Annotated in this window: 27 protein-coding genes and 1 tRNA gene; 12 read left to right on the forward strand and 16 right to left on the reverse strand. The window is 67.7% G+C overall.

The window, feature by feature from the left end; all coding sequences use genetic code 11:
- Window positions 1-4 precede the first annotated feature (4 nt).
- Window positions 5-433: an acyl-CoA thioesterase gene (locus tag FBR43_RS14170; RefSeq protein ID WP_136943710.1), complete on the forward strand. Its 429-nt coding sequence runs from the start codon at window positions 5-7 to the stop codon at window positions 431-433.
- A gap of 20 nt (window positions 434-453) precedes the next feature.
- Here FBR43_RS14170 and FBR43_RS14175 read toward each other — a convergent pair.
- The 11 genes from FBR43_RS14175 to sdhC all read right to left on the reverse strand — a co-directional run bounded on the left by FBR43_RS14175 (window position 454) and on the right by sdhC (window position 9,070).
- A tRNA-Pro gene (locus FBR43_RS14175) sits at window positions 454-530 on the reverse strand.
- Between the two features lie 54 nt (window positions 531-584).
- Window positions 585-914 (reverse strand): hypothetical protein, encoded by a 330-nt coding sequence (locus tag FBR43_RS16235; protein ID WP_169542624.1) that lies wholly within the window; start codon window positions 912-914, stop codon window positions 585-587.
- Window positions 915-937: 23 nt separating this feature from the next.
- Window positions 938-2,434, reverse strand: coding sequence for a L,D-transpeptidase family protein (locus tag FBR43_RS14185; RefSeq protein WP_136943711.1), 1,497 nt, complete (start codon window positions 2,432-2,434; stop codon window positions 938-940).
- A gap of 73 nt (window positions 2,435-2,507) precedes the next feature.
- Window positions 2,508-3,620 carry a cell division protein ZapE gene (gene zapE / locus FBR43_RS14190; protein WP_136944245.1) on the reverse strand — a complete coding sequence of 371 codons (1,113 nt, stop codon included), beginning with the start codon at window positions 3,618-3,620 and terminating at the stop codon, window positions 2,508-2,510.
- Window positions 3,617-4,078: a PaaI family thioesterase gene (locus tag FBR43_RS14195; RefSeq protein WP_249276608.1), complete on the reverse strand. Its 462-nt coding sequence runs from the start codon at window positions 4,076-4,078 to the stop codon at window positions 3,617-3,619. The genes zapE and FBR43_RS14195 overlap by 4 nt, the downstream gene beginning before the upstream one ends.
- A 65-nt stretch (window positions 4,079-4,143) precedes the next feature.
- Window positions 4,144-4,590 carry a GFA family protein gene (locus FBR43_RS14200; protein WP_136943712.1) on the reverse strand — a complete coding sequence of 149 codons (447 nt, stop codon included), beginning with the start codon at window positions 4,588-4,590 and terminating at the stop codon, window positions 4,144-4,146.
- 18 nt (window positions 4,591-4,608) lie between these two features.
- Window positions 4,609-5,394, reverse strand: coding sequence for a succinate dehydrogenase iron-sulfur subunit (locus tag FBR43_RS14205; protein WP_136943713.1), 786 nt, complete (start codon window positions 5,392-5,394; stop codon window positions 4,609-4,611).
- Between the two features lie 111 nt (window positions 5,395-5,505).
- Window positions 5,506-6,345, reverse strand: coding sequence for a hypothetical protein (locus FBR43_RS14210; RefSeq protein WP_449448564.1), 840 nt, complete (start codon window positions 6,343-6,345; stop codon window positions 5,506-5,508).
- A gap of 118 nt (window positions 6,346-6,463) precedes the next feature.
- Entirely contained in the window at window positions 6,464-8,266 is a 1,803-nt protein-coding gene (gene sdhA / locus FBR43_RS14215) for a succinate dehydrogenase flavoprotein subunit (RefSeq protein ID WP_136943714.1), read from the reverse strand.
- Complete coding sequence (sdhD, locus tag FBR43_RS14220; RefSeq protein WP_136943715.1) at window positions 8,263-8,655, reverse strand: succinate dehydrogenase, hydrophobic membrane anchor protein; 393 nt, start codon at window positions 8,653-8,655, stop codon at window positions 8,263-8,265. Before sdhD ends, sdhA begins: the two co-directional genes overlap by 4 nt.
- A 1-nt stretch (window position 8,656) precedes the next feature.
- Window positions 8,657-9,070 carry a succinate dehydrogenase, cytochrome b556 subunit gene (sdhC, locus tag FBR43_RS14225; protein ID WP_136943716.1) on the reverse strand — a complete coding sequence of 138 codons (414 nt, stop codon included), beginning with the start codon at window positions 9,068-9,070 and terminating at the stop codon, window positions 8,657-8,659.
- Window positions 9,071-9,245: 175 nt separating this feature from the next.
- On the opposite strand from sdhC, the gene FBR43_RS14230 reads away from it, so the two are divergent.
- Genes FBR43_RS14230 through FBR43_RS14250 form a run of 5 tightly spaced genes read left to right on the forward strand, consistent with a single transcriptional unit; the run spans window position 9,246 to window position 15,489 of the window.
- Entirely contained in the window at window positions 9,246-10,589 is a 1,344-nt protein-coding gene (locus FBR43_RS14230) for a methyl-accepting chemotaxis protein (RefSeq protein WP_136944248.1), read from the forward strand.
- A gap of 19 nt (window positions 10,590-10,608) precedes the next feature.
- Window positions 10,609-11,970 (forward strand): methyl-accepting chemotaxis protein, encoded by a 1,362-nt coding sequence (locus FBR43_RS14235; protein ID WP_136943717.1) that lies wholly within the window; start codon window positions 10,609-10,611, stop codon window positions 11,968-11,970.
- A 56-nt stretch (window positions 11,971-12,026) separates the two neighbouring features.
- Complete coding sequence (locus FBR43_RS14240; RefSeq protein ID WP_136943718.1) at window positions 12,027-14,774, forward strand: [protein-PII] uridylyltransferase; 2,748 nt, start codon at window positions 12,027-12,029, stop codon at window positions 14,772-14,774.
- 26 nt (window positions 14,775-14,800) lie between these two features.
- A complete protein-coding gene (locus FBR43_RS14245) occupies window positions 14,801-15,184 on the forward strand; it encodes a VOC family protein (RefSeq protein WP_136943719.1) in 384 nt (127 codons plus the stop codon).
- A complete protein-coding gene (locus tag FBR43_RS14250; protein WP_136943720.1) occupies window positions 15,181-15,489 on the forward strand; it encodes a hypothetical protein in 309 nt (102 codons plus the stop codon). Before FBR43_RS14245 ends, FBR43_RS14250 begins: the two co-directional genes overlap by 4 nt.
- Window positions 15,490-15,505: 16 nt before the next feature.
- Here FBR43_RS14250 and infC read toward each other — a convergent pair whose 3' ends face one another.
- From infC to FBR43_RS14270, 4 genes are all read right to left on the reverse strand, one after another.
- Window positions 15,506-16,036, reverse strand: a complete 531-nt coding sequence (gene infC / locus FBR43_RS14255; protein WP_136943721.1) for a translation initiation factor IF-3 — start codon at window positions 16,034-16,036, stop codon at window positions 15,506-15,508.
- Window positions 16,037-16,141: 105 nt separating this feature from the next.
- Complete coding sequence (locus tag FBR43_RS14260; protein ID WP_136943722.1) at window positions 16,142-16,711, reverse strand: Uma2 family endonuclease; 570 nt, start codon at window positions 16,709-16,711, stop codon at window positions 16,142-16,144.
- Window positions 16,712-16,721: 10 nt separating this feature from the next.
- Window positions 16,722-18,722: a threonine--tRNA ligase gene (thrS, locus tag FBR43_RS14265; protein ID WP_136943723.1), complete on the reverse strand. Its 2,001-nt coding sequence runs from the start codon at window positions 18,720-18,722 to the stop codon at window positions 16,722-16,724.
- Window positions 18,723-18,777: 55 nt separating this feature from the next.
- Entirely contained in the window at window positions 18,778-19,602 is an 825-nt protein-coding gene (locus FBR43_RS14270) for an LD-carboxypeptidase (protein ID WP_136943724.1), read from the reverse strand.
- An 83-nt stretch (window positions 19,603-19,685) separates the two neighbouring features.
- Between FBR43_RS14270 and FBR43_RS14275 the strand changes: the two genes are divergently transcribed.
- The 6 genes from FBR43_RS14275 to FBR43_RS14300 all read left to right on the forward strand — a co-directional run bounded on the left by FBR43_RS14275 (window position 19,686) and on the right by FBR43_RS14300 (window position 23,970).
- A complete protein-coding gene (locus tag FBR43_RS14275; RefSeq protein WP_136944249.1) occupies window positions 19,686-21,095 on the forward strand; it encodes a glutamate ligase domain-containing protein in 1,410 nt (469 codons plus the stop codon).
- Entirely contained in the window at window positions 21,092-21,838 is a 747-nt protein-coding gene (locus tag FBR43_RS14280) for an alpha/beta fold hydrolase (RefSeq protein ID WP_136943725.1), read from the forward strand. The genes FBR43_RS14275 and FBR43_RS14280 overlap by 4 nt, the downstream gene beginning before the upstream one ends.
- Before the next feature lie 32 nt (window positions 21,839-21,870).
- On the forward strand, window positions 21,871-22,323 hold the full coding sequence (locus tag FBR43_RS14285) for a VOC family protein (RefSeq protein WP_136943726.1): 453 nt from the start codon (window positions 21,871-21,873) through the stop codon (window positions 22,321-22,323).
- A 1-nt stretch (window position 22,324) separates the two neighbouring features.
- Window positions 22,325-23,065: a hydroxyacylglutathione hydrolase gene (gloB, locus tag FBR43_RS14290; protein WP_136943727.1), complete on the forward strand. Its 741-nt coding sequence runs from the start codon at window positions 22,325-22,327 to the stop codon at window positions 23,063-23,065.
- Window positions 23,066-23,143: 78 nt separating this feature from the next.
- Complete coding sequence (locus tag FBR43_RS14295) at window positions 23,144-23,569, forward strand: hypothetical protein (RefSeq protein WP_136943728.1); 426 nt, start codon at window positions 23,144-23,146, stop codon at window positions 23,567-23,569.
- Entirely contained in the window at window positions 23,569-23,970 is a 402-nt protein-coding gene (locus FBR43_RS14300; RefSeq protein ID WP_136943729.1) for a hypothetical protein, read from the forward strand. Before FBR43_RS14295 ends, FBR43_RS14300 begins: the two co-directional genes overlap by 1 nt.
- Here FBR43_RS14300 and FBR43_RS14305 read toward each other — a convergent pair.
- Window positions 23,920-25,569 (reverse strand): amidohydrolase family protein, encoded by a 1,650-nt coding sequence (locus FBR43_RS14305; RefSeq protein WP_136943730.1) that lies wholly within the window; start codon window positions 25,567-25,569, stop codon window positions 23,920-23,922. The genes FBR43_RS14300 and FBR43_RS14305 overlap by 51 nt on opposite strands.
- Window positions 25,570-25,617: the final 48 nt, after the last annotated feature.

Below are 25,617 nucleotides of genomic sequence, written 5' to 3' on the forward strand. Positions count from 1 at the left end.
CCGCATGCCCCGCCCCGGCTTCGCCTTCTCGACGCGCTTTCGCGTCCGCTATGCCGAGATCGACGGGCAGAAGGTGGTCTTCAATTCGCGCTACCTAGAATATGTCGACGTCGCCGCGACCGAGTTCTGGGAATGGACGGGCATCGCCCCCGCGCTCGGGCCGCTATGGACCGACACCGAATTCCACGTCCGCCGCAGCGAGATCGACTATCTGAAGCCGTTCATCTGGGGCGACACGATCGAGGCGTTCGCGCGAATCGAGCGGATCGGCCACACCAGTATCGTCCAGCGCTACGAGCTGGCGCACGCCGACACGGGCGCGCTGCACGCCGCGATCGACATGGTAGTGGTGAACGTCGATCTGCCGACGGGCCGGCCGGCACCGATCGACGAGCGAGTCCGCGCGTTTCTGGCGGCGCTGCCGCAGGACTGAATGCCGGCGATGTGAGATTCTGGTCGGGGCGACAGGATTCGAACCTGCGACCCCCACACCCCCAGTGTGATGCGCTACCAGGCTGCGCTACGCCCCGACCAAGGTGGGCGCCTCTACGCGGGTTGGGCGCAGCGCGCAAGGGGGATGCGGCCTACTCCTCGACCGGCAGCAGCGGCTCGGGCGTGCCGGTGGCGTCGGGAGCCGGCGCGCTGCGGTCGATCCGCGCGGTCATGCCGACGGCATCGGCATCCTCGAGCATCTGCTCGTCCTCGGCCAGCGGCTCGGGCGTCGGCGTGGGGCTGGGCGTTGGCGTCGGCTCGGGCAGCGGCGCGAGGCTCGGCAGCGGCTCGGGCGTGGGCAGCGGCTCGGGTTCCGAATAGCTGTTGTCGGGGCCGGGCTCGGCGGGCACCTCGGGCTCGCCCGAACAGGCGGCCAGCATCAAGAGCGGCGAAAGCGCGAGAGCGGCAAGGCGCGAGTGCATCGTTCGATATCCCTGGTTGTCGTTCAGCGCGCCGCGACCTGCGCTGCGGCGCGGCGTTCGATCTTGTCGGCGAGCACGCCGTCCCAGCCATAGGGATCGGCGCGGAAGTTCATCGCGCCGTTCGCGCTGGCGAAGGCGGTCCAGTAGAGCAGATAGACCTCGACCGGCGTGTTGAGGCGCGCGCGCACCGTCTTGGTCGTCGTCGTCACCTGCTCGTCGATCGCGGCCTCGCTCCACTCGGGCACGTCGCGCAGCAGCCGCTTGGCAAGCGCATCAGGCTTTTCGAGCCGGATGCAGCCATGGCTCGCGAGCCGGTCGAACCGGCTGAACCCTGCCTTGGCAGGCGTATCGTGCAGATAGACCGCGAACGGGTTGTCGAAATCGAACTTGAAGCGGCCGAGCGCGCTGGTGTCGCCCGATGCCTGTTGCAGCCGCCGCCCCTCGCCCTCGCCGATCACGCGGAAGCCATTGGCCTTGAGATAGCCCATGCCCTTGGGCCAGAGCTCGGCATTGGCGATGCTCGACGGCACGTTCCACGGCGGATTGAGCACCACCGAATGGATCGTCGAGGCGAGCATCGGAGTCTCGCCGCCATCGGGCTTGCCCGTAACCGCCTTCATCGACATCACCGGCTGGTCGCCCTCGAAAACCGTCAGCACCGCAGCGGCGATGTTCACCTGCACGCGATCCTTGGGCATCTGCGTCGGCATCCAGCGCCAGCGTTCCATGTTCGCCATGATCTGGCGGACGCGATCGCGCGCGGGCACGTTGAGCGCCGCCAGCGTCTGCTTCGAAACGAGTCCGCTGGGGTTGAGGCCGTAGCGCCGCTGCGCGCGCACGACGGCGGCCTTGAGCTCGGCGTCGAAGCTGTCGCCGGTAGCCGCAACCTCGCCATCCTCGATCGCCAGGCGCTTGCGCAGCGCCGCCACGCGCGCGCCCTTGGCCCCCTGCGCCAGATCGGGACCATCGGGCAGCGCCTGCCAGCCCCCCTTGGCAACGATCGCGCGGTAGCGCGTAAGCCCCGCCTTCAGCCCCTCATAGCCGGCATAGGGCGGCGGCAGCGAAGCGAACCAGGCAGTGATGCGGTCATCGGCGACCGCCTTGGCGAAACCGGGCAGCGGATCGAACGTGCCGGGCCTGAGCGCCCAGTCCGACTGGAAATCGGCGGTGTCGAGCCGGCCGGTGCGGACCGCGCTCGCATGATCGAGCGCGGCGCGCACCAGCGCGTCGTGCGCCTCGGGCACCGCGACGGCGGCATCCACGCGGCGCAGCCCCTGTTCGGCGCTGTTGGCCTCGAGCAGTTGTGCCAGCTCGGTTGCCTGCTCGGGAGTCAGTCGGGGAAGCTCGGGCACCGGCTGGATGACCGGCACTGGCATCGCCTGCGGTGCGACCGACGAAGGCGGCAGCGTGATGCTGCGCGGGGCGGCGGGAGCGGGAGCGATCTGCGCATGGGCGGCGGTCGTCGCCGCTACCGCGCCGGTCAACGCCAGAAATCGAAAGGGTAGCGATTTGCTCGTCATGTCATTCTCACCGGAACCGCCGATACGCCGCGGTCCGTTCCTGCGTGCGCCATACTCGATCGGTCGCGCGCGTTCAAACGGTGCCGTGGCCCAGTGCCATATAGGCATCCGAGCGCATCTCGTTGAGGCGGCTGACGGTGCGCTCGAACTCGAAGGCGCCGTCGCCCGCTTCGTAGAGCTGTTCGGGCGCGGCATCGGCAGCCGCGAGCAGCTTGACCTTGTGCTCGTACAGCGCGTCGATCAGCGTGACGAAGCGCGCCGCCTCGTTGCGGTTTTCCGGACCCAGCCGCGGGATGCCGACGATGACGACGGTATGGAACCGCCGCGCGACGGCGAGATAGTCGGGTGCGCCGCGCGCCTCGCCGCACAGGCGCTTGAAGCTGAACACCGCCACACCTTTCAGGCATTTGGGCACGTGCAGCATCCGCCCGCCGCCCACGTCGAGTTCGCACGCGGGTACGTGCGCGCGGTCCTCGGGCGGATAGTCGGTCAGGCGGAAGAACGCCGCCGAGAGCGCCGCCGTCGCCTCTGCACCGTTGGGCGTCAGCCAGGTGTCGATCGCGCCCAGCCGGTCGCGGCGATAATCGACGGGGCCGTTGAGCGGCAGCACGTCCATCTGCGCTTCGATCAGGTCGATGAAGGGCAGGAAATGCTCGCGGTTGAGACCGTCCTTGTAGAGATCGCGCGGCGGCCGGTTCGACGTCGCGACCATGGTGAGGCCGTGCCCCAGCATCGCGGTGAACAGACGCGACAGCACCATCGCATCGGCGCTGTTGTTGATGACCATCTCGTCGAACGCCAGCAACCGCGTCTCGCCCACCAGCGCGGCGGCAACGGGAGCGATGGGATCGCCCGTCTGGTTGCGACGCTCGGCATGCAGGCGCGCGTGCACCTCGATCATGAAGGCATGGAAATGCACTCGACGCTTCCGCCGTACCGCGACGTGATCGTAGAACAGGTCCATCAGCATCGACTTGCCGCGCCCCACCCCGCCCCACAGATATACGCCGCGCGGCGGCTCGGGCGCGCGGCCGAGCACGCGCCACAACAGGCTGCCTTTCTTCGGCGCCGATTCGAGCGCCGCCGCCAGCGTGTCGAGCCGCTCGGCGGCCGCCAACTGATCGGCATCGGGCCGCAGTTCGCCTGCTTCCACCAGCGCATGATAGGCGGCGAGCACCTGCATCATGCGCGCGCCGCGCCACCCTTGCGCGCAGTGCAGGCGAAACTCGCGCACGCCGTCTCGTTCTGCACGATCAGCCCGCGCACGAAGAACATGCGCGCCGTCTCGCGCAACAGCTCGACCACGGCTTCGATCGGGCGCGAGGCATCGGCGCCGGCGATGAACTGCGCCGACAGATCGACCGTGGCCGCCGGCGCCTGCATCAGCCCCAGCGCGCGCGCGCCGGCGAAGGTAGCGACGTCCATGAACCCCAGCAGCGCGCCGCCATGCACATGGTCGCGCAGATTCGAATGGAGGCGCTGCGGCACCATCCGCACGCGCGCGACGCGCTCACCTTCGACACGTACCGAGATCGGCGCGAGAAACGCGTTGAAGCGCGTCGGATCGGTCATTTCCCAGCGATGCCAGCCGGGCAGATCGGGATCGGGAAAATAGCGGAAAGGCTGGTGGGGCAAATCGGTCAACGCGGCACTCCGTTCGCGCGCCACCCCTCGACACGCGCCGTCTTGCTGTCAACCGGGGTGCGACCTCAGCGCGCGGCCTCGCGGTGCGTGTGGCGCGGCTGCATCGCCTCGAACTGCGGCAGCGCGGGATCGAACCGGTCCCAGACGGGCGCATCCTTCACGTAGATGACGCTCTGCGGGCTGATCGCGCTCGGATCGTCGAGCGATCCGGCCTGCACCATGATGATTTCGCCCGGCAACGTACCCGACGTGTAGAGCCGCCCGCCACACTCGCCGCAGAAGTGCCGCGTCACGTCACCGCCGGTATCGCCGTGATTGGTGTAGGTCTTGGGCGTACCCTGAATCGCGAGCTGCGACTTGTCGATGCCGACGATCGTGGTGTGCCCGGTGCCCGTCGCCTTCTGGCAATCGCGGCAGCAGCATTGCGAGACGAACAGGCTCGGCCCCGTCAGCCGGTAGCGGATCGCACCACACAGGCATCCGCCTTCGAGTATCGAGCCGGCTTCGATCATGCGACGCTTCCTTTCGGGTTACACGATACGTTCGGCGACCATCTTTTTGGTCTCGGCGATGGCCTTGGCGGGATTGAGGCCCTTAGGGCAGGTATTGGCGCAGTTCATGATCGTGTGGCAGCGATACAGCCGGAACGGGTCCTCGAGGCTGTCGAGCCGCTCGCCGGTCATCTCGTCGCGGCTGTCGGCCAGCCAGCGATAGGCTTGGAGCAGGATCGCCGGACCCAGGAACTTGTCCGAATTCCACCAGTAGCTGGGGCACGAGGTCGAGCAGCATGCGCACAGGATGCACTCGTAGAGGCCGTCGAGCTTGGCGCGGTCCTCGGGGCTCTGCAGGCGCTCCTTGCCCGAAGGCGGCGGCGTGACCGTCTGGAGCCACGGCTTGATCGAGGCATATTGTGCGTAGAAATGCGTGAAGTCAGGAACCAGATCCTTGATGACGTCCATGTGCGGCAGCGGCGTGATCTTCACCTCGCCCTTCACGTCCTCGATCGCCTTGGTGCAGGCGAGCGTATTGGTGCCGTCGATGTTCATCGAGCACGAGCCGCAGATGCCCTCGCGGCACGAACGACGGAAGGTGAGCGAGGGATCGGCCTCGGCCTTGAGCTTGATGAGCGCGTCGAGCACCATCGGCCCGCAATCGTCGAGATCGAGCTCGAAGCGGTCGTAACGCGGATTCTCGCCCGAATCGGGATCGTAGCGATAGATCTTGAACGCCTTCACTCGCTTGGCGCCGGCGGGCGCCTTGTGGACGCGCCCCTCCTTCTTGATGACGCTGTTCTTGGGCAGGGTGAAGGTGGCCATGATCCGCTCGTTTCCTTTGCTCCCGAACAAGGTGGGGGGCGCCCCCACCCGTTCAAGCTTCCGAGCGGATACATAGCCCGCAGGCCGGATGCAAATACCGGCTTGGGGCGATCACACGACGTCGAGCACCAGCCCCAGCGTGCGTGCCTCGTCGGCCTCGATGTACCAGTTCTCGGGCGCACGCCGCACCAGATCGTCGAACGAAACGCGCGAACCCTCGACGATCGCGCGGAAGCCTTCCTCCTCGATCAGGATCGAATGCTCGATCTCGTGCAGATTGGCCTTGAGATTGGCGATGCAGGTCTTGAGCGGGCCCGAAATCTCGATCGTCTTGTTCATGATCCGCTCGTGGATCATGACGCGCGTGCCCTTGGTGAGAAAGCGCTTGTCGACCGGAAATGCCGACATGAAGGTGGCACCCGCCGAATAGACCGCCACCTTGCCGAGGAAGAGGAACTCGCGGCCCTGCGCCTCGCGCATCAGCCGGATGTCGTCGCCCATCAGCCGCGCCACCTCGGGATCACCGCCAAGCGTCGAGATCGAGATGACAGTCGTCTCGCCCGTCGGCGCGTTGGCGAGCTGCTCGCGGAAGCTCGTGTACATCGCATGGTCGACGGGGCCGGCAAGCGCGACATGCGGCGATGCCAGCAACGGATAGTCGTTGATGCCCGTGCCGTTCGCGCTGCCTATGCTGGGTGGGCGATCATTGGGCACGATTTCGGGGTCAAGCGGGTTCTCGATCGGTTGCACGCTGGGAGCGGGCTGCGAAACGTCGGACATGGCGGCGGGCCTTTCGGGCGGCGAGGGAATGGCGAAATGACGGACCGAACCCCGACGGCGCGGGGCACGCGAGCGCGCGGCAAGCAGCGGGCGAAGTGCGATCCATCCCCCGGCAGCGGCAAGCGCCGCCAGACCGGCATAGACCAGGCCGTCGATTATCCCCGCGTTCACCGCTTCGCCGAACCAAGCGACGTAGCTTTGGTTCCGCCCCGCACCGTGCCCGTCGCCATATCGACGGCATCATGCGCGCGCATTGCGGCCCGGCGCCAGGGGCGCGGGCCGCGCCGGATCAATATACCCGCTTCTTGGGCTTGATATACTCGATGTCGTCGGTGAGCGTGTAGTCGTGCACCGGGCGATAGGCGATGGTCGTCGCGCCGCCATTGCCGCCCCAGCCGTCGAAGCTGGCGACGGTGTGCTTCATCCACTCGTCGTCGTGACGATCGGGGAAGTCCTCGTGCATGTGTGCGCCGCGCGATTCCTTGCGGTTCAGCGCCGAGCGGATCGTCACCAGCGCTTGGCCCATCAGATTGTCGAGCTCGAGCGTCTCGACGAGATCAGTGTTCCAGATCAGCGAGCGATCGGTGACGTTGACGTCCTGCATGCCGGCATAGATCGCGTCCATCTTGGAAACGCCCTCGGCCATCAGCTCGTCGGTGCGGAAGACGGCGGCGTGGCGCTGCATCGTCTTCTGCATCTCGCCACGAAGCTGCGCGGTCGGCGTGGCACCCTTGGCGTTGCGGAAATGATCGAGGCGGCCGATCGCCATCTCGGCCGAATCGCTCGGCAGCGTATCGTGCGGCGTACCGGGCTTGAGCGTTTCCTTGATCCGCAGCCCCGTCGCGCGACCGAACACCACCAGATCGATCAGGCTGTTCGAGCCCAGACGGTTGGCGCCGTGCACCGACACGCACGCCGCTTCGCCCACGGCATAGAGACCCGGCACCACCGCATCGGGATTGCCGTCGCGGATGTGGACGACCTCACCGTGATAATTGGTCGGGATGCCGCCCATATTGTAATGCACCGTGGGTACGACCGGCAGCGGCTGGCGCGTCAGATCGACGCCGGCGAAGATCTTGCCCGTCTCGGTGATGCCGGGAAGCCGCTCGGCGAGCACCTTGGGATCAATATGGTCGAGATGCAGGAAGATGTGGTCGCCTTCCATGCCCACGCCGCGACCCTCGCGGATTTCCATCGCCATCGAACGGCTCACCACGTCGCGCGATGCCAGGTCCTTGGCGCTCGGCGCATAGCGCTCCATGAACCGCTCGCCCTCGGAGTTGGTGAGATACCCCCCCTCGCCGCGCGCGCCTTCGGTAATGAGCACGCCGGCGCCGTAAATGCCGGTCGGGTGGAACTGCACGAACTCCATGTCCTGCAACGGCAGCCCTGCACGCAGCACCATGGCGTTGCCGTCACCCGTGCAGGTGTGCGCCGAGGTGGCCGACTGATAGACGCGGCCATAGCCGCCCGTCGCCAGCACCACCGAATGCGCCCGGAAGCGATGGATCGATCCGTCTTCCATGCACAGAGCGATCACGCCGCGGCAGCGACCGTTCTCCATGATGAGGTCGAGCGCGAAATATTCGATGAAGAAATCGGCGTCGTACTTCAGGCTCTGCTGGTAGAGCGCGTGGAGCATTGCATGGCCGGTGCGGTCGGCGGCGGCGCAGGTGCGCTGCGCGGGCGGCCCCTCGCCCATATTCTGCATCATCCCGCCGAACGGGCGCTGATAGATCTTGCCCGCCTCGGTGCGGCTGAACGGCACGCCGGCATGTTCGAGCTCGTACACAGCCTGCGGCGCCTCACGGCACAGATATTCGATCGCGTCCTGATCGCCCAGCCAGTCCGATCCCTTGACGGTATCGTACATGTGCCACGTCCAGTGATCGGGCCCCATGTTGCCGAGCGACGCGGCGATGCCGCCCTGCGCTGCCACGGTATGGCTGCGCGTGGGAAACACCTTGGTGATGCACGCGGTCTTGAGGCCCGCCTCGGCGATGCCCATCGTCGCGCGCAGGCCCGATCCGCCAGCGCCGACGACCACGGCGTCATAGGTATGGTCGATGATCTTGTACGCTTCGCTCATGGGACGATGGCTCCAGCCGTGAAGGCGAGCTTGAGGATCGAGAACAGCGCGACCGCGCCCGCGCCGACAATGAAGAAGTGCATCAGCACCATCAGCACGACGCGCGTTTCGGCATGGGCATAATCCTCGATCACCACCTGCAGGCCGAGCCGCGCGTGATAGAGGACGCTGAGCAGCATCAGCGCCAGCGGCACTGCCGCCCAGGCCGAGCCGAGCCACGCCGAGACGGTCGCCCAGTCATAGGCCGGCAGCAGCGCGACCGAGACGAGGAACCACAGGGTCAAGAGCAGGTTCGAGCCCGCCGTCAGCCGCTGGTTCCACCAGTGATGCGCGCCTTCCTTGGCGCTGCCGAGGCCGCGTACGCGGCCGATGCTGCTTCCCGAACCCATCTTACTTCCCCACCAACACGAACGCCCAGAAGGCGATCGTCGCGACCGCCGAGAAGGCGATCGTCGCGACGGCGCCCTGGCGATTGACGCGCAGTTCGTATCCGGCGCCGACATCGAGAAACAGATGCCGCACACCCGAGGCCATGTGCTGGAACAGCGACCAGGTGAGGCCGATGCCGACAAGATAGCCGAGTGGATTGAGACCGCCATCGGCCTGCGTGAACCAGCCCATGAACGCCGCATAGGCATCGGGGCCCGCCGCCGCGCAGGCGAGCCACGCCACGACCAGGAACGTGCCGACCAGCGCCATCCCGTCGCCGGTCGCCCGGTGCAGGATCGAGACGAGCATCGCCGGACCCCATTTGTAGATGCCGAGATGGGGGGAAAGCGGACGTTGGACGGGTTTGGTGGCCAAGGGCGGTTCCTTTCGCACGCGCTAATGGAGCGGGGCGCGCGGGGATGCAACCCGCAGGCCGCTGACTAACCCCGCCTTAACGCCTGACACGCTAGCCCTTCGTCCATGTCGCGCGAAGTCGGTCGCGCCGGCCATTGCATTCGAGGATCAGCACAGCGTGCCAACTGCCAAGGATTTGCCCGCCCCCGGCTCGATAAGTGCGCGAATCGACCTCGCGGCGCGGCTGCGCGTGTTCGACGTCGACGGATCGATGGCGACGGGCGCGCGAGCGGTATGGGCGATCATCGAACCCGAGGCCCGCACGATCGCCGAAGCCTATTGGTCGCACTGGCGTCGCTGCTTCGACGATGCGGGCGACTGGGCGCCGCTCGACGGGCAGCGTGCGATCGATGCCGGCGTCACCTTCCTGCGCAACCGCTTTCTTGACACCGGCGGTCGCGCCTGGGTCGAGGCGATCGAACGCGCGGTCGCCGCAGCCTATGCCGCCGACGTGCCGCCGATGGCGCTGCTCGCGATGGTAAACGCGAGCGACCGCGTGGCGCTCGACATCCTGTTACAGCGCATGGCCCGCGACGATGCCGGTTTCGCAGCCGCGATCGATACGCTGATGCGCCTTTCGGCACTCGAGATCGACCTGACGGTCGAGATATACAATGCGCATACCGCCCATGGCGCCGAGCGCGCGCGCGAGCGGCTGGCCGGCGATTTCCGCGCCAGCATCGGCTCGAGCGTCGAGATCGCCTCGCGTGAGGGCGAGACGCTGCGCACACAGGCACAGGCGACCTCGGCCTCGGCCCGCGGGATGCTCGGCAAGGCGAGCGAAGTCGCCGCCGCGGCCGAGCAGTCTGCCGTGGCGATGCGCGAGGCGGCGCAGACCGCCGCGGGGCTGATCCGCGCGATCGAGGATGCGCGCAGCGAAGTCGAGGCCGCCGCCGAGATCGCGACGCGTGCCAGCCGGCAGGCGGGCGAAGCGGTCGAGACCTCGGGCGCGCTCAGCGACCATGCCAAGTCGATCGAATCGATCCTGGGGCTGATCCGCGAGATCGCGGGGCAGACCAATCTGCTGGCGCTCAACGCCACGATCGAGGCGGCACGCGCGGGCGATGCCGGGCGCGGCTTCGCCGTCGTCGCGCAGGAAGTAAAAAGCCTCGCCAACCAGACTGCGCGCGCGACCGACGACATCGCCGCCAAGATCGCTGCGATCCAGTCGGCGACGCGCTCGACCGTCGACACCTCGGCATCGATCCGCGCGACGGTGAGCGAGGTGCAGGATTCGGCGCACCGCATCCGCCACGCGATGGAAGTGCAGGCGCAGACCGTCACCGCCATCACCGCCGCCGTCGACGAAACCGCGCTCGCCGCCGATTCGATGTCGATGACGATCGCCGCGATCCGCGAGGATACCGAGACCGTAGCGACCGGCATCGACCGGGTGGGCCAAGGCTTCGTGGCGCTCGAAGGGCAGCTCGGCACGCTGAAGAACAGCGCTGGCGATTTCGTCGGCAAGGTCGCGGCCTGACGCGCAAGGGGGCGTTTGGATGGAAGGTCCGGGAGATAGGCGCTGGAGCGGCAGGAACCGCAGCATCGCCGAAAGGCTCGCCGATTATGACTGGGACTCGACGCTGGTAGCCGGCGCGCACGAGGTCGCGGCGCTGCTCGCCGACGAGTTCGACGGCATCTCCGAAGCCTTCTGGCGGCATTATCTCGATCTGCCTGCCGCCGCGCACCTGAAGCCCGGCATCAATCCGCAGGTGATGGCGCGCGAGCGAGCGCGCAGCGCTCATTATGCGCGCGTCAAATATGAGCGGCCCGACGACCCCGAATGGGCGCGGTTGGCCGAGAACCATGCCGAGAAGTCTTCGCGCAGCCTCGTGCCGCTGCCCGCGCTGCTTTCGGCGCTGGCGTTCGCGCACAGCCACACCATGGCGCTGCTCGAAGCCAAATGCGCGGGCGACGTGCCGCGCATGCGGCGGCTGGCCGATGTCGTGCAGCGGCTCGCGCTGATCGAGGCTGGCGTAATGGCGAGCTATCTGGGCAACCGCGACGCCGCGAGCGAACGCGAACAGCGCCAGTCGCGCGCCGATCGCTTCCGCGCCGACATCGCCGCGTCGATCGATGGGGCATCGAGCCTCAGCGACCGGATCCGCGCGCAGGCACAGGCGGCGTCGGGCACGGTGCGGTCGATGATGGGCAAGGCGAACATGGTGGCGGCAACTGCCGAGGAATCGGCGGTGGCGATGCGCGAGGCGGCGCAGACCGCCGCGGGGCTGATCCGTGCGATCGAGGATGCGCGCAGCGAAGTCGAGGCTGCCGCCGAGATCGCGACGCGCGCCAGCCGGCAGGCGGGCGAGGCGGTCGAGACCTCGGGCGCGCTCAGCGACCATGCCAAGTCGATCGAGTCGATCCTGGGGCTGATCCGCGAGATCGCCGGCCAGACCAACCTGCTCGCGCTCAACGCCACGATCGAGGCGGCACGCGCGGGCGATGCGGGGCGCGGCTTCGCCGTCGTCGCGCAGGAGGTGAAGAGCCTCGCCAACCAGACCGCGCGCGCGACCGACGACATCGCCGCCAAGATTGCTGCGATCCAGTCGGCGACGCGCTCGACCGTCGACACCTCGGCATCGATCCGTGCGACGGTGAGCGAAGTGCAGGAGTCGGCGCACCGCATCCGCCACGCCATGGAAGTGCAGGCGCAGACCGTCACCGCCATCACCGCCGCCGTTGACGAAACCGCGCTCGCCGCCGATTCGGCTTCGGGCACCGTCGACCTCATCCGCGAGGACAGTGCGGGGATGAGCGCCGAGATCGAGGCGTTGCAGGCGGGCTTTTCGGACGTGCACGGGCGACTTGCCGCGCTGAAGGACGCCGCCGACGATTTCCTGTCGAGTGTCGCGGCCTGACACCGGGCGTACCGGGGTGGGATGACCCCGCAGGCGTTGCGCCCTATCTAGAGTGGATGCCGCCCCGTTTTGCCACACTGCCCAACCGCCGGGCGATCATCGACCGGCGGACCATCGCCGACGCGCTCGCCGTGCTCGAGGGCGCCGATGCGACCGCATTGCGCAAGGCCGGCACCATGCTGCTTGCCGATGCAATGGCGGCGGGCCGTGCCGAGATCGAACGGCGGTTCGCCGAGCACCCCACGCGCGGGTTAGAGACCGCCGCGGCCTATGGCTTCCTGATGGACCAGCTGCTGCGGCTGTTGTGGGATTTCACTGTCCAGCGGCTCTACCCCAACAACAATCCCACCGCCGCCGAGCGCATGACGCTGATCGCGGCCGGTGGCTATGGCCGCGGCGAGATGGCGCCGCATTCGGACGTCGACCTCGGCTTCCTCACGCCGTGGAAGCGCACCGGCTGGTGCGAGCAGGTCATCGAATCGATGCTGTACGCGCTCTGGGACATGGGCCTGAAGGTCGGCCATTCGTCGCGCTCGATCGACGAGATGGTCAAGATGGCGCGCAGCGACGTGACGGTGCGCACCGCGCTGCTCGAGGCGCGCTACGTCTGGGGCGATACCGCGCTGTACGACGAAGCGGCGCGGCGCTTCCGCGTCGAGGTGCAGGGCGACACACGTGGCTTCGTCGCCGAGAAGCTTGCCGAGCGTGATGCCCGCCACAGGAAGATGGGCGACAGCCGCTACGTCGTCGAGCCCAATGTCAAGGAAGGCAAGGGCGGGCTGCGCGACCTGCACACGTTGTTCTGGATCGGCAAGGACGCCTATGAGGTGCAGCGCGCCGCCGAGCTCGTCGGCAAGGGCGTGCTCAGCGCGCGCGAATATCGCCGTTTCAATCGCGCAGAGAACTTTCTCTGGGCGGTACGCTGCCACCTGCATCTGATCGCGGGCCGCGCCGAGGACCGTCTGACCTTCGACATGCAGCGCGAGATCGCCGAGCGAATGCGCTACGCCGACCGGCCGGGCAAGTCGGCAGTCGAGCGCTTCATGCAGTTCTACTTCCTTCAGGCCAAGACGGTGGGCGACCTGACGGGCGTCTTCCTCGCGCAACTCGACGAGACGTTCGCCGCTCGCGGCCGGCGCTTCGGCCTGCCCACGATCCGGCGCAGTCCCCGAAGGCTGAAGGGCTTCGTGCTCGATCGCGGCCGGCTGGCGCTGCCGCATGACGATTATTTCCGCGACGACCCTGTGCGTCTGCTCGAAATCTTCGCGCTCGCCGACCAGCACGGCCTCGAAATTCATCCGCTGGCGATGCGCGCCGCCGCGCGCGACGCCAAGCTGATCGACGAGCATCGCGACGATCCCCGCGCCAACGCGCTGTTCCTCGACGTGCTCACCAGCCCGCGCGACCCCGAGACGGTGCTGCGCTGGATGAACGAGGCGGGCGTGTTCGGGCGCTTCGTGCCCGATTTCGGCCGCGTCGTCGCGCAGATGCAGTTCGATATGTATCACCACTATACCGTCGACGAGCACACCATCCGCGCCGTCGGCCTGCTCGCGCGCATCGAGAGCGGATCGCTGGCCGAGGACCATCCGCTCGCCACCGCGATCTTCGGGCATATCGTGTCCCGACGCGCGCTCTACGTCGCGGTGCTGCTGCACGACATCGCCAAGGGGCGCGGTGGCGATCATTCGGTGCTGGGCGCCGAGGTGGCCGAGCGGCTGTGCCCGCGGCTGGGACTGAGCGGTGCCGAGACCGAGACGGTCGCCTGGCTGGTGCGCTGGCACCTGCTGATGTCGGCCACGGCCTTCAAGCGCGACCTTTCGGACTTCAAGACGATCCTCGATTTCTCGGGGCATGTCGCCAGCCCGCAGCGGCTGATGATGCTGCTGGTGCTCACCATCGTCGATATCCGGGCCGTGGGACCGGGCACCTGGAACGGCTGGAAACGCCAGCTGCTGACCAACCTGTTCGAATCGGCCGAGGAAGTGCTGCGGCTCGGACACAAGCAGAAGGGTCGCAGCGAGCGCATCGCCGCCAAGCAGGCGGCGCTGGCCGAGCGGCTGGGCTGGTCGCAGGAAGCCTATGACCGGCTCGTGCGCACCCTGCCCGACGCCTATTGGGTCGCCGAGCCTGCCGACGTACTCGAACACAATGCACGGCTCATCGCGCGCGCCGGCGATGCGGCGCTGTCGATCGACGCGCAGCCACACGCCGAGCGCGGCGCCACGCTGGTGACGATCCACGCATCGGACCATCCGGGCCTTTTCTATCGCGTGGCAGGCGCGATCCATGCCGCCGGCGGCAACATCATCGACGCGCGCATCCACACGACGCGCACCGGTATGGCGCTCGACAATTTCCTCGTCCAAGACCCGCTTGGCCGGCCGTTCGATGAGCCCGGCCAGCTGCAGCGGCTGCACGGCGCGATCACCGACGCTCTAGCCAACCGCGCCAAGCTGAGCGAGAAGCTTAAGGCCAAGCCGCTGCCGCGGCTGCGCGCCGAGACGTTCGCCGTGCAGCCCGCGGTGCTGATCGACAACAAGGCGTCGAACCGCTTCACCGTGATCGAGGTCAATGCGCGCGATCGCCCGGCGCTGCTGTTCCACCTCGCGCACGCGCTGTTCCAGTCGAAGGTAACGATCCACTCGGCGCATGTCGCGACCTATGGCGAGCGCGCGGTCGACACCTTCTACGTAACCGACCTGATCGGCGACAAGATCGACTCGAGCGGGCGGCTGAAGACAATCGAGCGGCGATTGCTCGATGCCGCGACAGGCGACGTCGATCTGGCGCGCGCAGCGTGATATATCCGGGCCGAAGGGAGATCGCGATGCCGGTACAGGGAATTGGCGGACTGTTCTTCCGCGCGACCGACCCGGAAGCGCTCGGCGAATGGTATCGCGAGCATCTGGGCGTGGGCGCGGGCCTTGCCGCCGAGGATGCGGGCGAGGCGCGCGAATGGTGCTGGATGGCTCAGGGCGGGCCTGTGGTGTTCGCGCCGTTCAAGGCCGACACAGATTATTTTGCCGCCGACAAGGCATTCATGCTCAACCTGCGCGTTACCGCGCTCGACGAAATGCTCGAAAGGCTGAACGCCGCAGGCATCGCAATCGAGACACGCGAGGAATGGGATTCGCCCGAGGCCGGTCGCTTCGCGCGCATCCATGATCCCGAGGGAAACGCGATCGAATTGTGGGAATTGCCGCCGCAGTGACCCGCACAGCCCTGCTCATTGCCGTCGCATTCCTGCTGACGGCGAACGCCCCCGGCGAAGCGCTGCCGACATCGACGGTGATCCTGCTCGGTGCCACCGTGGCCGCGGTGATCGTGGTGCGCGGCGTGCTCACGCGGCGCATGATCCGGCGTCGGCGTGGCCCTTCACGCCGACCGGCGCGCGACGGCGGCCATGCCGAGGGATCGACAGGCGGCAGTCGCGACCGGCGCGAGAACGACGACACCGCCCCCGAGGGCGGCGACGGCGGATCGGATGGGGGCAGCGACGGCGGCGGTGGGGACTGACGGCCGCCCGGATCGCTTATTTGGGGGAGAGCACCATCAGCATCTGACGGCCTTCCATGCGCGGATAGCTCTCGACCTTGGCATCCTCGGCGCAATCGGCCTGGACGCGCTGGAGCAGTTGCATGCCGAGCTGGCCATGCGAAAGCTCGCGACCGCGAAAGCGCAGCGTGACCTTCACCTTGTCGCCTTCGCCGATGAACTTGTGGATCGAGCGCATCTTCACGTCGTAATCGTGGTCGTCGATGTTCGGACGCATCTTGATCTCCTTGATCTCCTGCGTCTTCTGCGACTTGCGTGCGAGGTTCGCCTTCTTCTGCGCCTCGTACTTGTACTTGCCGACGTCGAGGAACTTGGCGACGGGCGGGTCGGCATTGGGCGACACCTCGACCAGGTCGAGGCCGACACCCTTGGCCTGCTCCATCGCCTCGCGCGTGTACATCACACCCAGATTCTCACCGTCCTGGTCGATCACGCGGACCTTGGGCGACTGGATGAATTCGTTGAAGCGCGGGCCGTTCATCGGCGGGGGCGCCCTCGGGCGCCGCATTGGGGGGCGTATAGCGGATTCTCCTGTTTGTAGGACCAAGGGGCAAAATAGTGATTCGCGCGGGCGAATGAAAGCGTATTGCCGTGTTTCGATCCCGCGCGGCCGTCAATCGAGCGTGTCGAGCCGCAGAGTGATGCCGGGAAGCAACAGCGGCGCGACGCTATTGTGTGCCTCATATTCCTCGACATCGGTAAACATGCCATCCTCAGGCGCGCGATGGATGCGGATCGTCTGGCGGACCGCGTCGACCACCCAATAGTCGCGCACACCGTAGCGCGCGTAGAGCGGTGCCTTCACATGGATGTCGTAGGACAGCGAACTGTCCGCGACCTCGATCAGCAGAACAACGTCCGGTCCCCGCGCGTCGCGCGACGCCAGATCGCGCGGCCAGACTGCGATGTCTGGCTCGACCAGCGTGCCCGCGTCAAGGGCAAGAGAGGACTCGGCATATACGCCGAGCTCGCGCGGCTTCCGCATGACCAGCCATTCGATCAATCGGGACTTCATGCGCTCGTGCGCACTCGCCTTTGCCGCTGCCATTGGCACAATCTTCCCGTCGATCAGCTCGATGTTCTCGCTCTCGGCGATGACCCCCGATTCGGTGAGCGCGAACACCTCATCCACCGTCAGGCGGGCGGGGATCAGGCCTTTGCGGATGTTCTGAAAGACGGTCATCGCGCCTCCCTTAGCACAGATCGGGCGGCGTCGCCTCCTGCCGCAGCATCGCCAGCGCCTCGTCGAGCGGCATCACGCGCTGCCCCTCGCGGCCCAGCGTGCGCACGGCGACGGCGCCTTCCTCGGCCTCGCGCTTGCCCACCACCAGCAGGTGGGGGACTTTGGCAAGGCTGTGCTCGCGCACCTTGTAGTTGATCTTCTCATTGCGAAGATCGGCCTCGGTGCGGATGCCCGCGGCCCTGAGCTTGCCCTCGACCTCGCGCGCATAGCCATCGGCATCGGAGACGATCGTCGCGATGACTGCCTGGGTCGGCGCGAGCCACACTGGCAGACGGCCGGCGAAATGCTCGATGAGGATGCCGATGAAGCGCTCATAGCTGCCGAAGATCGCGCGGTGGAGCATGATCGGGCGGTGGCGCTCGCCATCCTCGCCGACATAGCTTGCATCGAGCCGCTCGGGCAGCACGCGGTCGGACTGGATCGTGCCTACCTGCCATGTCCGCCCGATCGCGTCGGTCAGGTGCCATTCGAGCTTGGGCGCATAGAAGGCGCCTTCGCCAGGCAGTTCCTCCCATCCATATTCCGCGGTCGCCAGCCCCGCCTCGACCACGGCGTTGCGCAGCTCGGTCTCGGCCAGATCCCACATCTGATCGGTCCCGAAACGCTTCTCGGGGCGCAGCGCGAGCTTGATCGAATAGGTGAAGCCGAAATCCTTGTAGATACGATCGGCGAGTTCGCAAAAGGCGCGCACTTCGGCGACGATCTGGTCCTCGCGGCAGAAAATGTGCGCGTCGTCCTGCGTGAACTGGCGCACGCGCATCAGCCCGTGGAGCGCGCCATGCGGCTCGTTGCGGTGGCAGCAGCCATTCTCGTAGAGCCGGAGCGGCAGGTCGCGATACGACTTGATCCCCTGACGGAAGATCAGGACGTGCGCCGGGCAGTTCATCGGCTTGAGCGCCATCCAGTCGGCATCGTTGCTGACGATCGGGCCTTCATCCTCGACGTTGGGCACCTCGTCGGGAATGACGAACATGTTCTCGCGATACTTGCCCCAATGCCCCGACTGTTCCCACTGGCGCGCGTCCATCACCTGCGGCGTCTTGACCTCGCTATAGCCTGCCGCGTCGATCGCGCGGCGCATATAGGATTCGAGCTCGCGCCAGATGACGAAGCCGTTGGGGTGCCAGAAGACGCTGCCATGCGCTTCGGCCTGCAAGTGGAACAGGTCCATTTCCTGGCCGAGCTTGCGATGGTCGCGCTTGGCAGCTTCCTCGAGCCGGTGGAGGTGCGCGTCGAGCTGCTTCCTGTTGAGCCAGCCGGTGCCGTAGATGCGGCTGAGCATCGCGTTCTTCTGGTCGCCGCGCCAATAGGCGCCCGATACGCGCGTCAGCCTGAAGGCGTCGGGCGCGACCTTGCCCGTCGAGGCGAGGTGCGGGCCGCGGCACATGTCGAGCCACGCGTCCTCGCCGCGGCCGGCGCGATAGACCGTCAGTTCCTCGCCATCGGGGAGTTCGGCGGCCCATTCGGCCTTGAACGTCTCGCCCTGTTCACGCCAGCGCGCGATCAGGTCCTCGCGCGACCAGACTTCGCGGATGAGCGGCTCGTCGCGCGCGATGATGCGGCGCATCTCCTCCTCGATTGCCGGCAGGTCGTCCTCGGTGAATGGGCGCTCGGCGGGGGCGAAATCGTAGTAGAAGCCGTCGTCGGTCGAAGGGCCGAAGGTAATCTGCGTGCCCGGAAACAGCTTCTGTACCGCCTCGGCGAGGATGTGCGCATAATCATGGCGAACGAGCTCGAGCGCGTCGGCCTCGTCCTTCGCGGTGATAAGCGCCAGTTGCGCATCGCCCTCGAAGGGGCGCATGATATCGCGCACCTCGCCATCGACGCGCGCCGCCATCGCCGCCTTGGCAAGTCCCGGGCCGATCGCCGCGGCGATGTCTGCGGGGGTAGTCCCCGGCGCTACCTCGCGGATCGAACCATCGGGCAGCGTGATCTTGAACATCGCGGACATGCAGGCAGCTTTCGACAAACGGTTATGCGCCGGGTCAATATCGTTGGCGGTGGCGCTACGCCACCCCGAAGGGCACCACATGGTTGTCGGCGTCGTGCCCCACGCGCGCGCGGCCGAGATAGGGCACGCCCATTTCGCGGCACCAGCGCTGCATGATGCCGTCGAGGCTTTCGCCGAACTCGGCCTCGCCCGCGCCTTCGGTGATCGCGGTCACGCTGCCCAGCCTTATGCCGGCAATCCCGCGCAACTGCGTGGCCCTGGCGATCTGCCACATCATCCGGTCGATCCGATACACCGCCTCGCCCACTTCCTCGAGCATCAGCACATGATCGGTGAGGTCGGGGACATAGGGCGTGCCGAGCATTGCCGTCAGGATCGCCATGTTGAACGCCGCCCCCGGCCGCCCGTCGCCAAGGCTGGGTTCGAGCGCGCGGCGGTCCTGTGCCGTCAGCCACGCCAGCGCGCGCCAGATGGGGGCGGCGCGGTTGGCTTCGGTCGCCTCGGTCGACATCGGGCCATGCACGGGTTTGCCGATGCCCCGCGCATAGAGCGCGCCCAGCAGGAACCCCATGTCCGAATAACCCATATAGGTCTTCTCGCGCGCCGCCGGGCCGAGCGCGGGCAGCACCTCGTCGAGAATGCGGTTCGAGCCATAGCCGCCGCGCGCGAACCAGATGGCGTCGAAGGCGGGATCGTTGGCGTAGCGCAGAAGCGTCTCGGCGCGCAGCGCATCGTTGCCGGCGAAATGCCCTTCGACGACGAAGCACTGCGGATCATAGACCAGCTCGGCCTGCGGGAAGTAGAGCGCCGCGAAGGCCTGTCCGCGCGCGGCGGCGAGCGGCTGGATCGAGCGGGCGGGGGCGCAGACGGCGATCTTCATGGGCGCGCATCCTTATCGCGCGCGGCTCCCAAGTCGAGGGGCGGGGCTTGCCGATCGGCCGGGCGGCCGATAGCGCGGCGGCGATGAGCGAGGCGCAATCCTATTTCTTCGTCGGCATCGGCGGATCGGGCATGATGCCGCTGGCGATGATCCTGGCGGCGCGCGGCGCGCGCATCGCGGGGTCGGATCGCGCGCTCGACCGCGGCGGCGTGCCCGCCAAGTTCGGGGCGCTCGCCGATCTGGGCGTGGCGCTGCACCCGCAGGACGGCAGCGGTATCGTGCGCGCGGACCAGATCGTCGTCGCCTCCGCCGCGGTCGAGGATGATGTGGCCGACATGGTGGCGGCGCGACGCGTCGGTGCCACCGTGGTACGCCGTGCGGCACTGCTGGCCGAATTGTTCAACGCCGCGCCGATAGGCATCGGCATCGCGGGCACCTCGGGCAAGTCGACCGTCACGGGCATGATCGGCTGGATCCTGCACGCCTGCGGGCGCGATCCGGTGGTGATGAACGGCGCGGTGATGACCAACTTCGCCGATCCCGCCCGCCCCTTTGCCAGCGCGCTGACGGGGAGCGGCGAAGCGTTCGTCAGCGAAGTCGATGAAAGCGACGGATCGATCGCGATGTACCGCCCGCACGTCGCGGTGCTCAACAACCTGACGCTCGACCACAAGCCGATGGCCGAGCTGCGCGCGCTGTTCGGCGGTTTCGTCGAGGCGGCGGGCCATGTCGTCGCCAATGTGGGCGATCCCGAAGTGGCCGCACTCGTCGCCGGCATCGCGCCTGCGCGGCGCATCACGGTGGCGGTGGAAGGCGAAGCCGATCTCGTCGCCACCGATCTCGTGCCCGAGCCGTTCGCGATCCGCTTCGAGCTTGCGGGCGAAGGCCAGCGCATCGCGGTGCGCCTGGGCGTGCCCGGCCGGCACAACGTCGCCAATGCGCTCGCCGCGATCGGCGCGGCGCGCGCGGCGGGCATTCCGCTTGCCGAAGCCGCGAGCGCCGTCGAAGGATTCACCGGCCTCAAGCGCCGCTTCGAGCTGGCGGGCGTCGGCGGCGGCGTGGCGGTGATCGACGATTTCGGCCACAACCCCGACAAGATCGCCGCCACGCTCGATACGCTGCACGCCTTCCCGGGCCGCGTGCTCGCGCTGTTCCAGCCGCATGGCTATGGCCCGCTCAAGGTGATGCGCGCCGAACTGGTGGCGATGTTCGCAGCGAGGCTGCGCGAGGGCGACCTGCTGGTACTGCCCGATCCCGTCTATCAGGGCGGCACCACCAGCCGCGAAGTGACCAGCGCCGACATCGTCGCCGATCTGGCGGCGCAGGGTGCGCGCGCGCGCCACATTCCCGATCGCGCCGCCGCCGCCGCGCATCTCGCCGCGCAGGCCCGCCCCGGCGACCGGATCGTCGTGATGGGCGCGCGCGACGACAGCCTCAGCCAGCTTGCTGCCGACCTGGTGGCGATGCTCGATGCCGCGAAGGACCACCGATGACCGATACGCCCCCCGCTGCGCCTGCGCCCGCCGACGCGCGCATCGCCTTTCGCGTCACCGAAGGCGCCGGCCCCACCATCTTGTTCCTGCCGGGCTATGCCAGCGACATGCACGGCACCAAGGCGCTCGCGATCGAGGCGTGGGCGAAGGAGAACGGTCGCGCGTGCGTGCGCTTTGACTATCGCGGCTGCGGCGAGAGCGAAGGCAGCTTCGAGGATTATACGCTCGCCGACTGGCGCGACGATGCGCTGCTGATCGTCGATCAGGTGATCGAGGGTCCGGTGCTGCTCGTCGGATCGTCGATGGGCGGCTGGATCGCGCTGCTCGTCGCGAAGGCGCGGCCCGATCGGATCGCGGGCTTTGTCGGCATCGCGCCCGCCCCCGACTTCACCGACTGGGGTTTCACCGCCGAGGACAAGACCGCGCTACTCACCGAAGGGCGGATCGAGAAGCCCTCGCCCTATGCCGACACGCCCACCGTCACCACGCGCGCCTTCTGGGCTTCGGGCGAGGCGAACCGATTGATGTTCGGCACCATCCCGCTCGCCGTGCCGGCGCGGCTGATCCAGGGCATGCGCGACGCCGAGGTGCCGTGGGAGCGCGCCTGCCGGCTGGTGCAACTCATCGCCGCCGACGATGTGCGCACAGTGCTAATCAAGGATGGCGACCATCGCCTGTCGCGCGACGCCGACATCGCGATCATCCTCCAAGCGATTGACGAGGTGGTGGCGGCAGCCGACTAAGCTTCCTATCTGGCGGGCAAAGGAGCCGCCCCATGCACTATCTGCACACCATGATCCGCGTCGCCGATCCCGACGCGACGATCGCCTTCTTCGAGCTGCTTGGTCTGCGCGAAGTGCGCCGGATGGAAAACGAAGCAGGCCGATTCACGCTCATCTTCCTGGCCGCCGACGAGGACATGAACGCGCCCGGCGAGCGCGCGAAGGCCGAGGTCGAGCTGACCTACAACTGGCCGCCCGAAGACGGCAGCGCGCCCGAGACCTATACGGGCGGGCGCAACTTCGGCCATCTCGCCTACCGCGTCGATAACATCTACGAAACGTGCCAGCGGCTGATGGACGGCGGCGTCACCATCAACCGCCCTCCCCGCGACGGGCACATGGCGTTCGTGAAGTCGCCCGACGGCATCTCGATCGAGCTGTTGCAGAAGGGCCAGCTCGATCCTGCCGAGCCGTGGAAGTCGATGCCCAATACGGGGAGCTGGTGACATGGGCGGCGGGGAGATCGAAGTCGTCGTCGTGCCGGCGCTCAGCGACAACTACATCTTCCTGCTGCACGATGCGGTGTCGGGCGAGACGGTGGTGATCGATCCGGGCGATGCCGCGCCGGTGCTCGCCGAGGCCGATGCGCGCGGCTGGCATATCGGACAGGTGTGGAACACGCACTGGCATCCCGATCACACCGCGGGTAACGCCGCGATCAAGGAAGCGCACGGCGCGACCGTGACCGCACCCGCCGCCGAAGCTGCGAAGATTCCGACCGCCGACCATAGCGTTGCCGAGGGCGATCGCGTGGCGATCGGCGCACATGAAGCCGTGGTGATGGAGACGCCGGCGCACACCGCGGGCCATGTGAGCTTTCACTTCGCCGATCCCGCGATGCTGTTCTGCGGCGACACGATGTTCGCGATGGGGTGCGGCCGGCTGTTCGAGGGTACGCCCGAACAGATGCACGCCGCGCTCCAGCGCTTCGCGCTGCTGCCCCAAGACACGCGCGTCTTCTGCGCGCACGAATACACGCTCTCCAACGCGCGCTACGCCCGCGCCGCCGAGCCCGACAACGCGGCGATCGCCGAGCGGCTGCGCGAAGTCGAAGCCGCACGCGCGGCGGGCACGCCCACGGTGCCCACCACGATCGCGCTCGAACGCGCGACCAACCCCTTCGTGCGGGCCGCGTCGGCCGGCGAGCTGGCCGAGCGCCGCGCCGCAAAGGATAATTTCGCCGGCTGAGCCGTTCAACCTCCAGTCACCTCCGGCCCGTCAGGCTGTCGCTTGCCGCTCGGATGTCGGCAGGCCGGAGAGAAGCCCATGCCCTACTACCGTCCCATCATCGCAATCGGCGCCGTCGCTATGATCGCCGGCTGCACCACCACTCCCGAAGCCGCGCAGCGTGCCGCGTCGATCCAGGCCGATCGCACCGCCGAGCTCGAAGCCAAGCTCGCGGGCTACACGCCCGAGGAACCGCGTACCTGCGTGTCGCTGACGCAGCTCAACCAGAGCGAGACCTTCGGCAGCACGATCCTGTATCGCGCCAGCCCCGGCCTCTATTACCGCAACGACACCAGCGGCAATTGCGGCGACCGGCGCGACGACATCCTCGTCACGCGCACGCCGAGCACGCAGTTGTGCAGCGGCGAGATCGTGCGGACGATCGATCGCTTCCAGCGCTTCCAGACGGGTGCGTGCACATTGAACGCCTTCGTGCCCTACCGACGCGATCGCGACGAAAGCTGATGCGTGCGCTCGCCGCGCTGTGCTGCGTGCTTGCGAGCGGCTGTGCCGCCTCGCCGCAGCAGCAGGCGCTGAGCGCCGAACGAGCCGAGCGCGCGCTCGCCGCCGTAACCGAGGGCCGCGTGGCAGGTCCGGCCGAGACGTGCATCCCCGCCACCAACATCAACGGGCCGCAGATCGTCGCGCCCGACAAGCTGATCTATCGCGAGAATGCACGGCGCGTGTGGATCAGCACCGCGATCGGCTGTCCGTCGCTCAACGCCAATTCGATCGTCGTCGCGCGCGTGTTCGGCGCACAGATCTGCCGTAACGATCTGTTCCAGACGCTGCCGCGCGGCGGCGGGTCGATCCCGTCAGCGGCGTGCCGCTTCGGCGACTTCGTTCCCTGGGAGCGGCCCGGCTGAGGCAGCGCGCGCGGCCTTGTCGCGCGCCACCATCGCGGCCACGTCCTCGAGCAGCCTGGGTGCGTCGTAGACGATGCCGTCTTTGACCGTCCACCGCACGCCCCCCACCGTCTCGAGCCGATCGGTCTCGGCGTTCAGCCGCTGCGTGCCGGTGCCGTAGAGCGTCTTGAAATTCTGGAGCGGGTTCTCGGGCACGATCACGAGGTCGGCGAGCATCCCGCGGCGCACCAGCCCGAAGGGTGGCGCCTTGCCTTTGGGATCGTACAGCGTCCGCGCGCCATCGATCGTCGCGGCGCGGATCACCTCGAGCGGCAAGAAGCCGGCTTCCTGCAGCATCTCCATCTCGAGGATATAGCCGAAGCCCCATATCTGATAGATGAAGCCGGGGTCCGAACCCACCGTCACGCGGCCGCCCATGTTCTTGTAGTCGTTCACCAGCCGCATGTAGCGGGCGTAGAAATTGCGCCATGCGACTTCGCGTGCGGTCGTCCAGTCGAAGAAATAGGAGCCGTGATTCTCGCGGTTCGACTGGAAGAAGTCCCACATCGTCGGCAGCGTGTAGCGCTGGTGCCAGTCGGCATTGCGCGCGCGCATCAGGTCGCGCGAGGCCGAATAGATGTTGAAGGTGGGGTCGAACACCAGCCCGTTGGCCTTCTGCTCGGCGAGATACGCCTGCCATTCGGCGCCGCCGGGCTCGGAGATATCGTCCCAGATCTCTGCGATCTCGCCGAAGCGGTGCTGCTCGTCGAGGAAGTTATAGTCGGGTGGCGTGGGTTGCAGGCTCTTGCCGGCCAGCAGCGATTCGAAATGGCCGTAGAAATGCGTGACGGTGCCCAGCCCCCAGCCGCCCGCCACCCGCGCATTCACACTGTGCACGCCAGGCTGCGACAGGTGCGCGACGGTGCCGAGGCCCAGCTTGTTCGCCTCGTCGATCGTCGCCTCGATCACGTCGGGCGTTTCGTCGCCGCGGTTGAAGATCTTGATGCCGTCGAGGCCCTGTGCAGCGGCCCAGCGCACCCAGGCGCGGGCGCGATCGGGGTCGTCGATCCGGCCGCCGTCCCACCCCTGCCCCAGCACCTGATAGGCGAACAGGCGCGGTGCGGCGATCTCGTTGGCGGCGCTGCGGCGGCGATCCTCGATCGAGCGCGCGGGATCGCCGTAGAAGCTGACGCCGCGCACGCTGGTGACGCCGTGCGCCAGCCACAGCTTGTAGCCGTAGCTCGCATCGGGCGCCTTGGCGGCGTTGCCATTGTGCCCATGCGTGTCGACGAAGCCCGGCATCACGAACATGCCCGTCGCGTCGATCTCGTGCGTGGCGTCGCGCGGCAGCCGATCGACCGCGAGCGGCTTGCCCGGCGTACCGGCGATGCGGATGTCGGTGATGCGGTTGCCCTCGATCACGATATCGGCGGGGCCGTAGGGCGGCGCGCCGCTGCCTTCGATGATCGTGGCGCCGCGGATGACCAGCTTGGCATAGGGACCGGCGCCCTCGCCCGCCGCGCGCGCCGCGGGGCGCTGCATCGCGGCGTCCTGCTGCGCAAAGGCGGGGGGAACGAGGAAGGTGGCGAGGCTTGCGGCAAGCGCGATCAGGGTTCGCATCGGCGCGATGCTAGGCGATCACGCGCCCGCCGCAAGCCCTGCTCGAAC

Origin of the sequence: Sphingomonas baiyangensis (assembly GCF_005144715.1) — a bacterium.
GTDB classification, from domain to species: domain Bacteria; phylum Pseudomonadota; class Alphaproteobacteria; order Sphingomonadales; family Sphingomonadaceae; genus Sphingomonas; species Sphingomonas baiyangensis.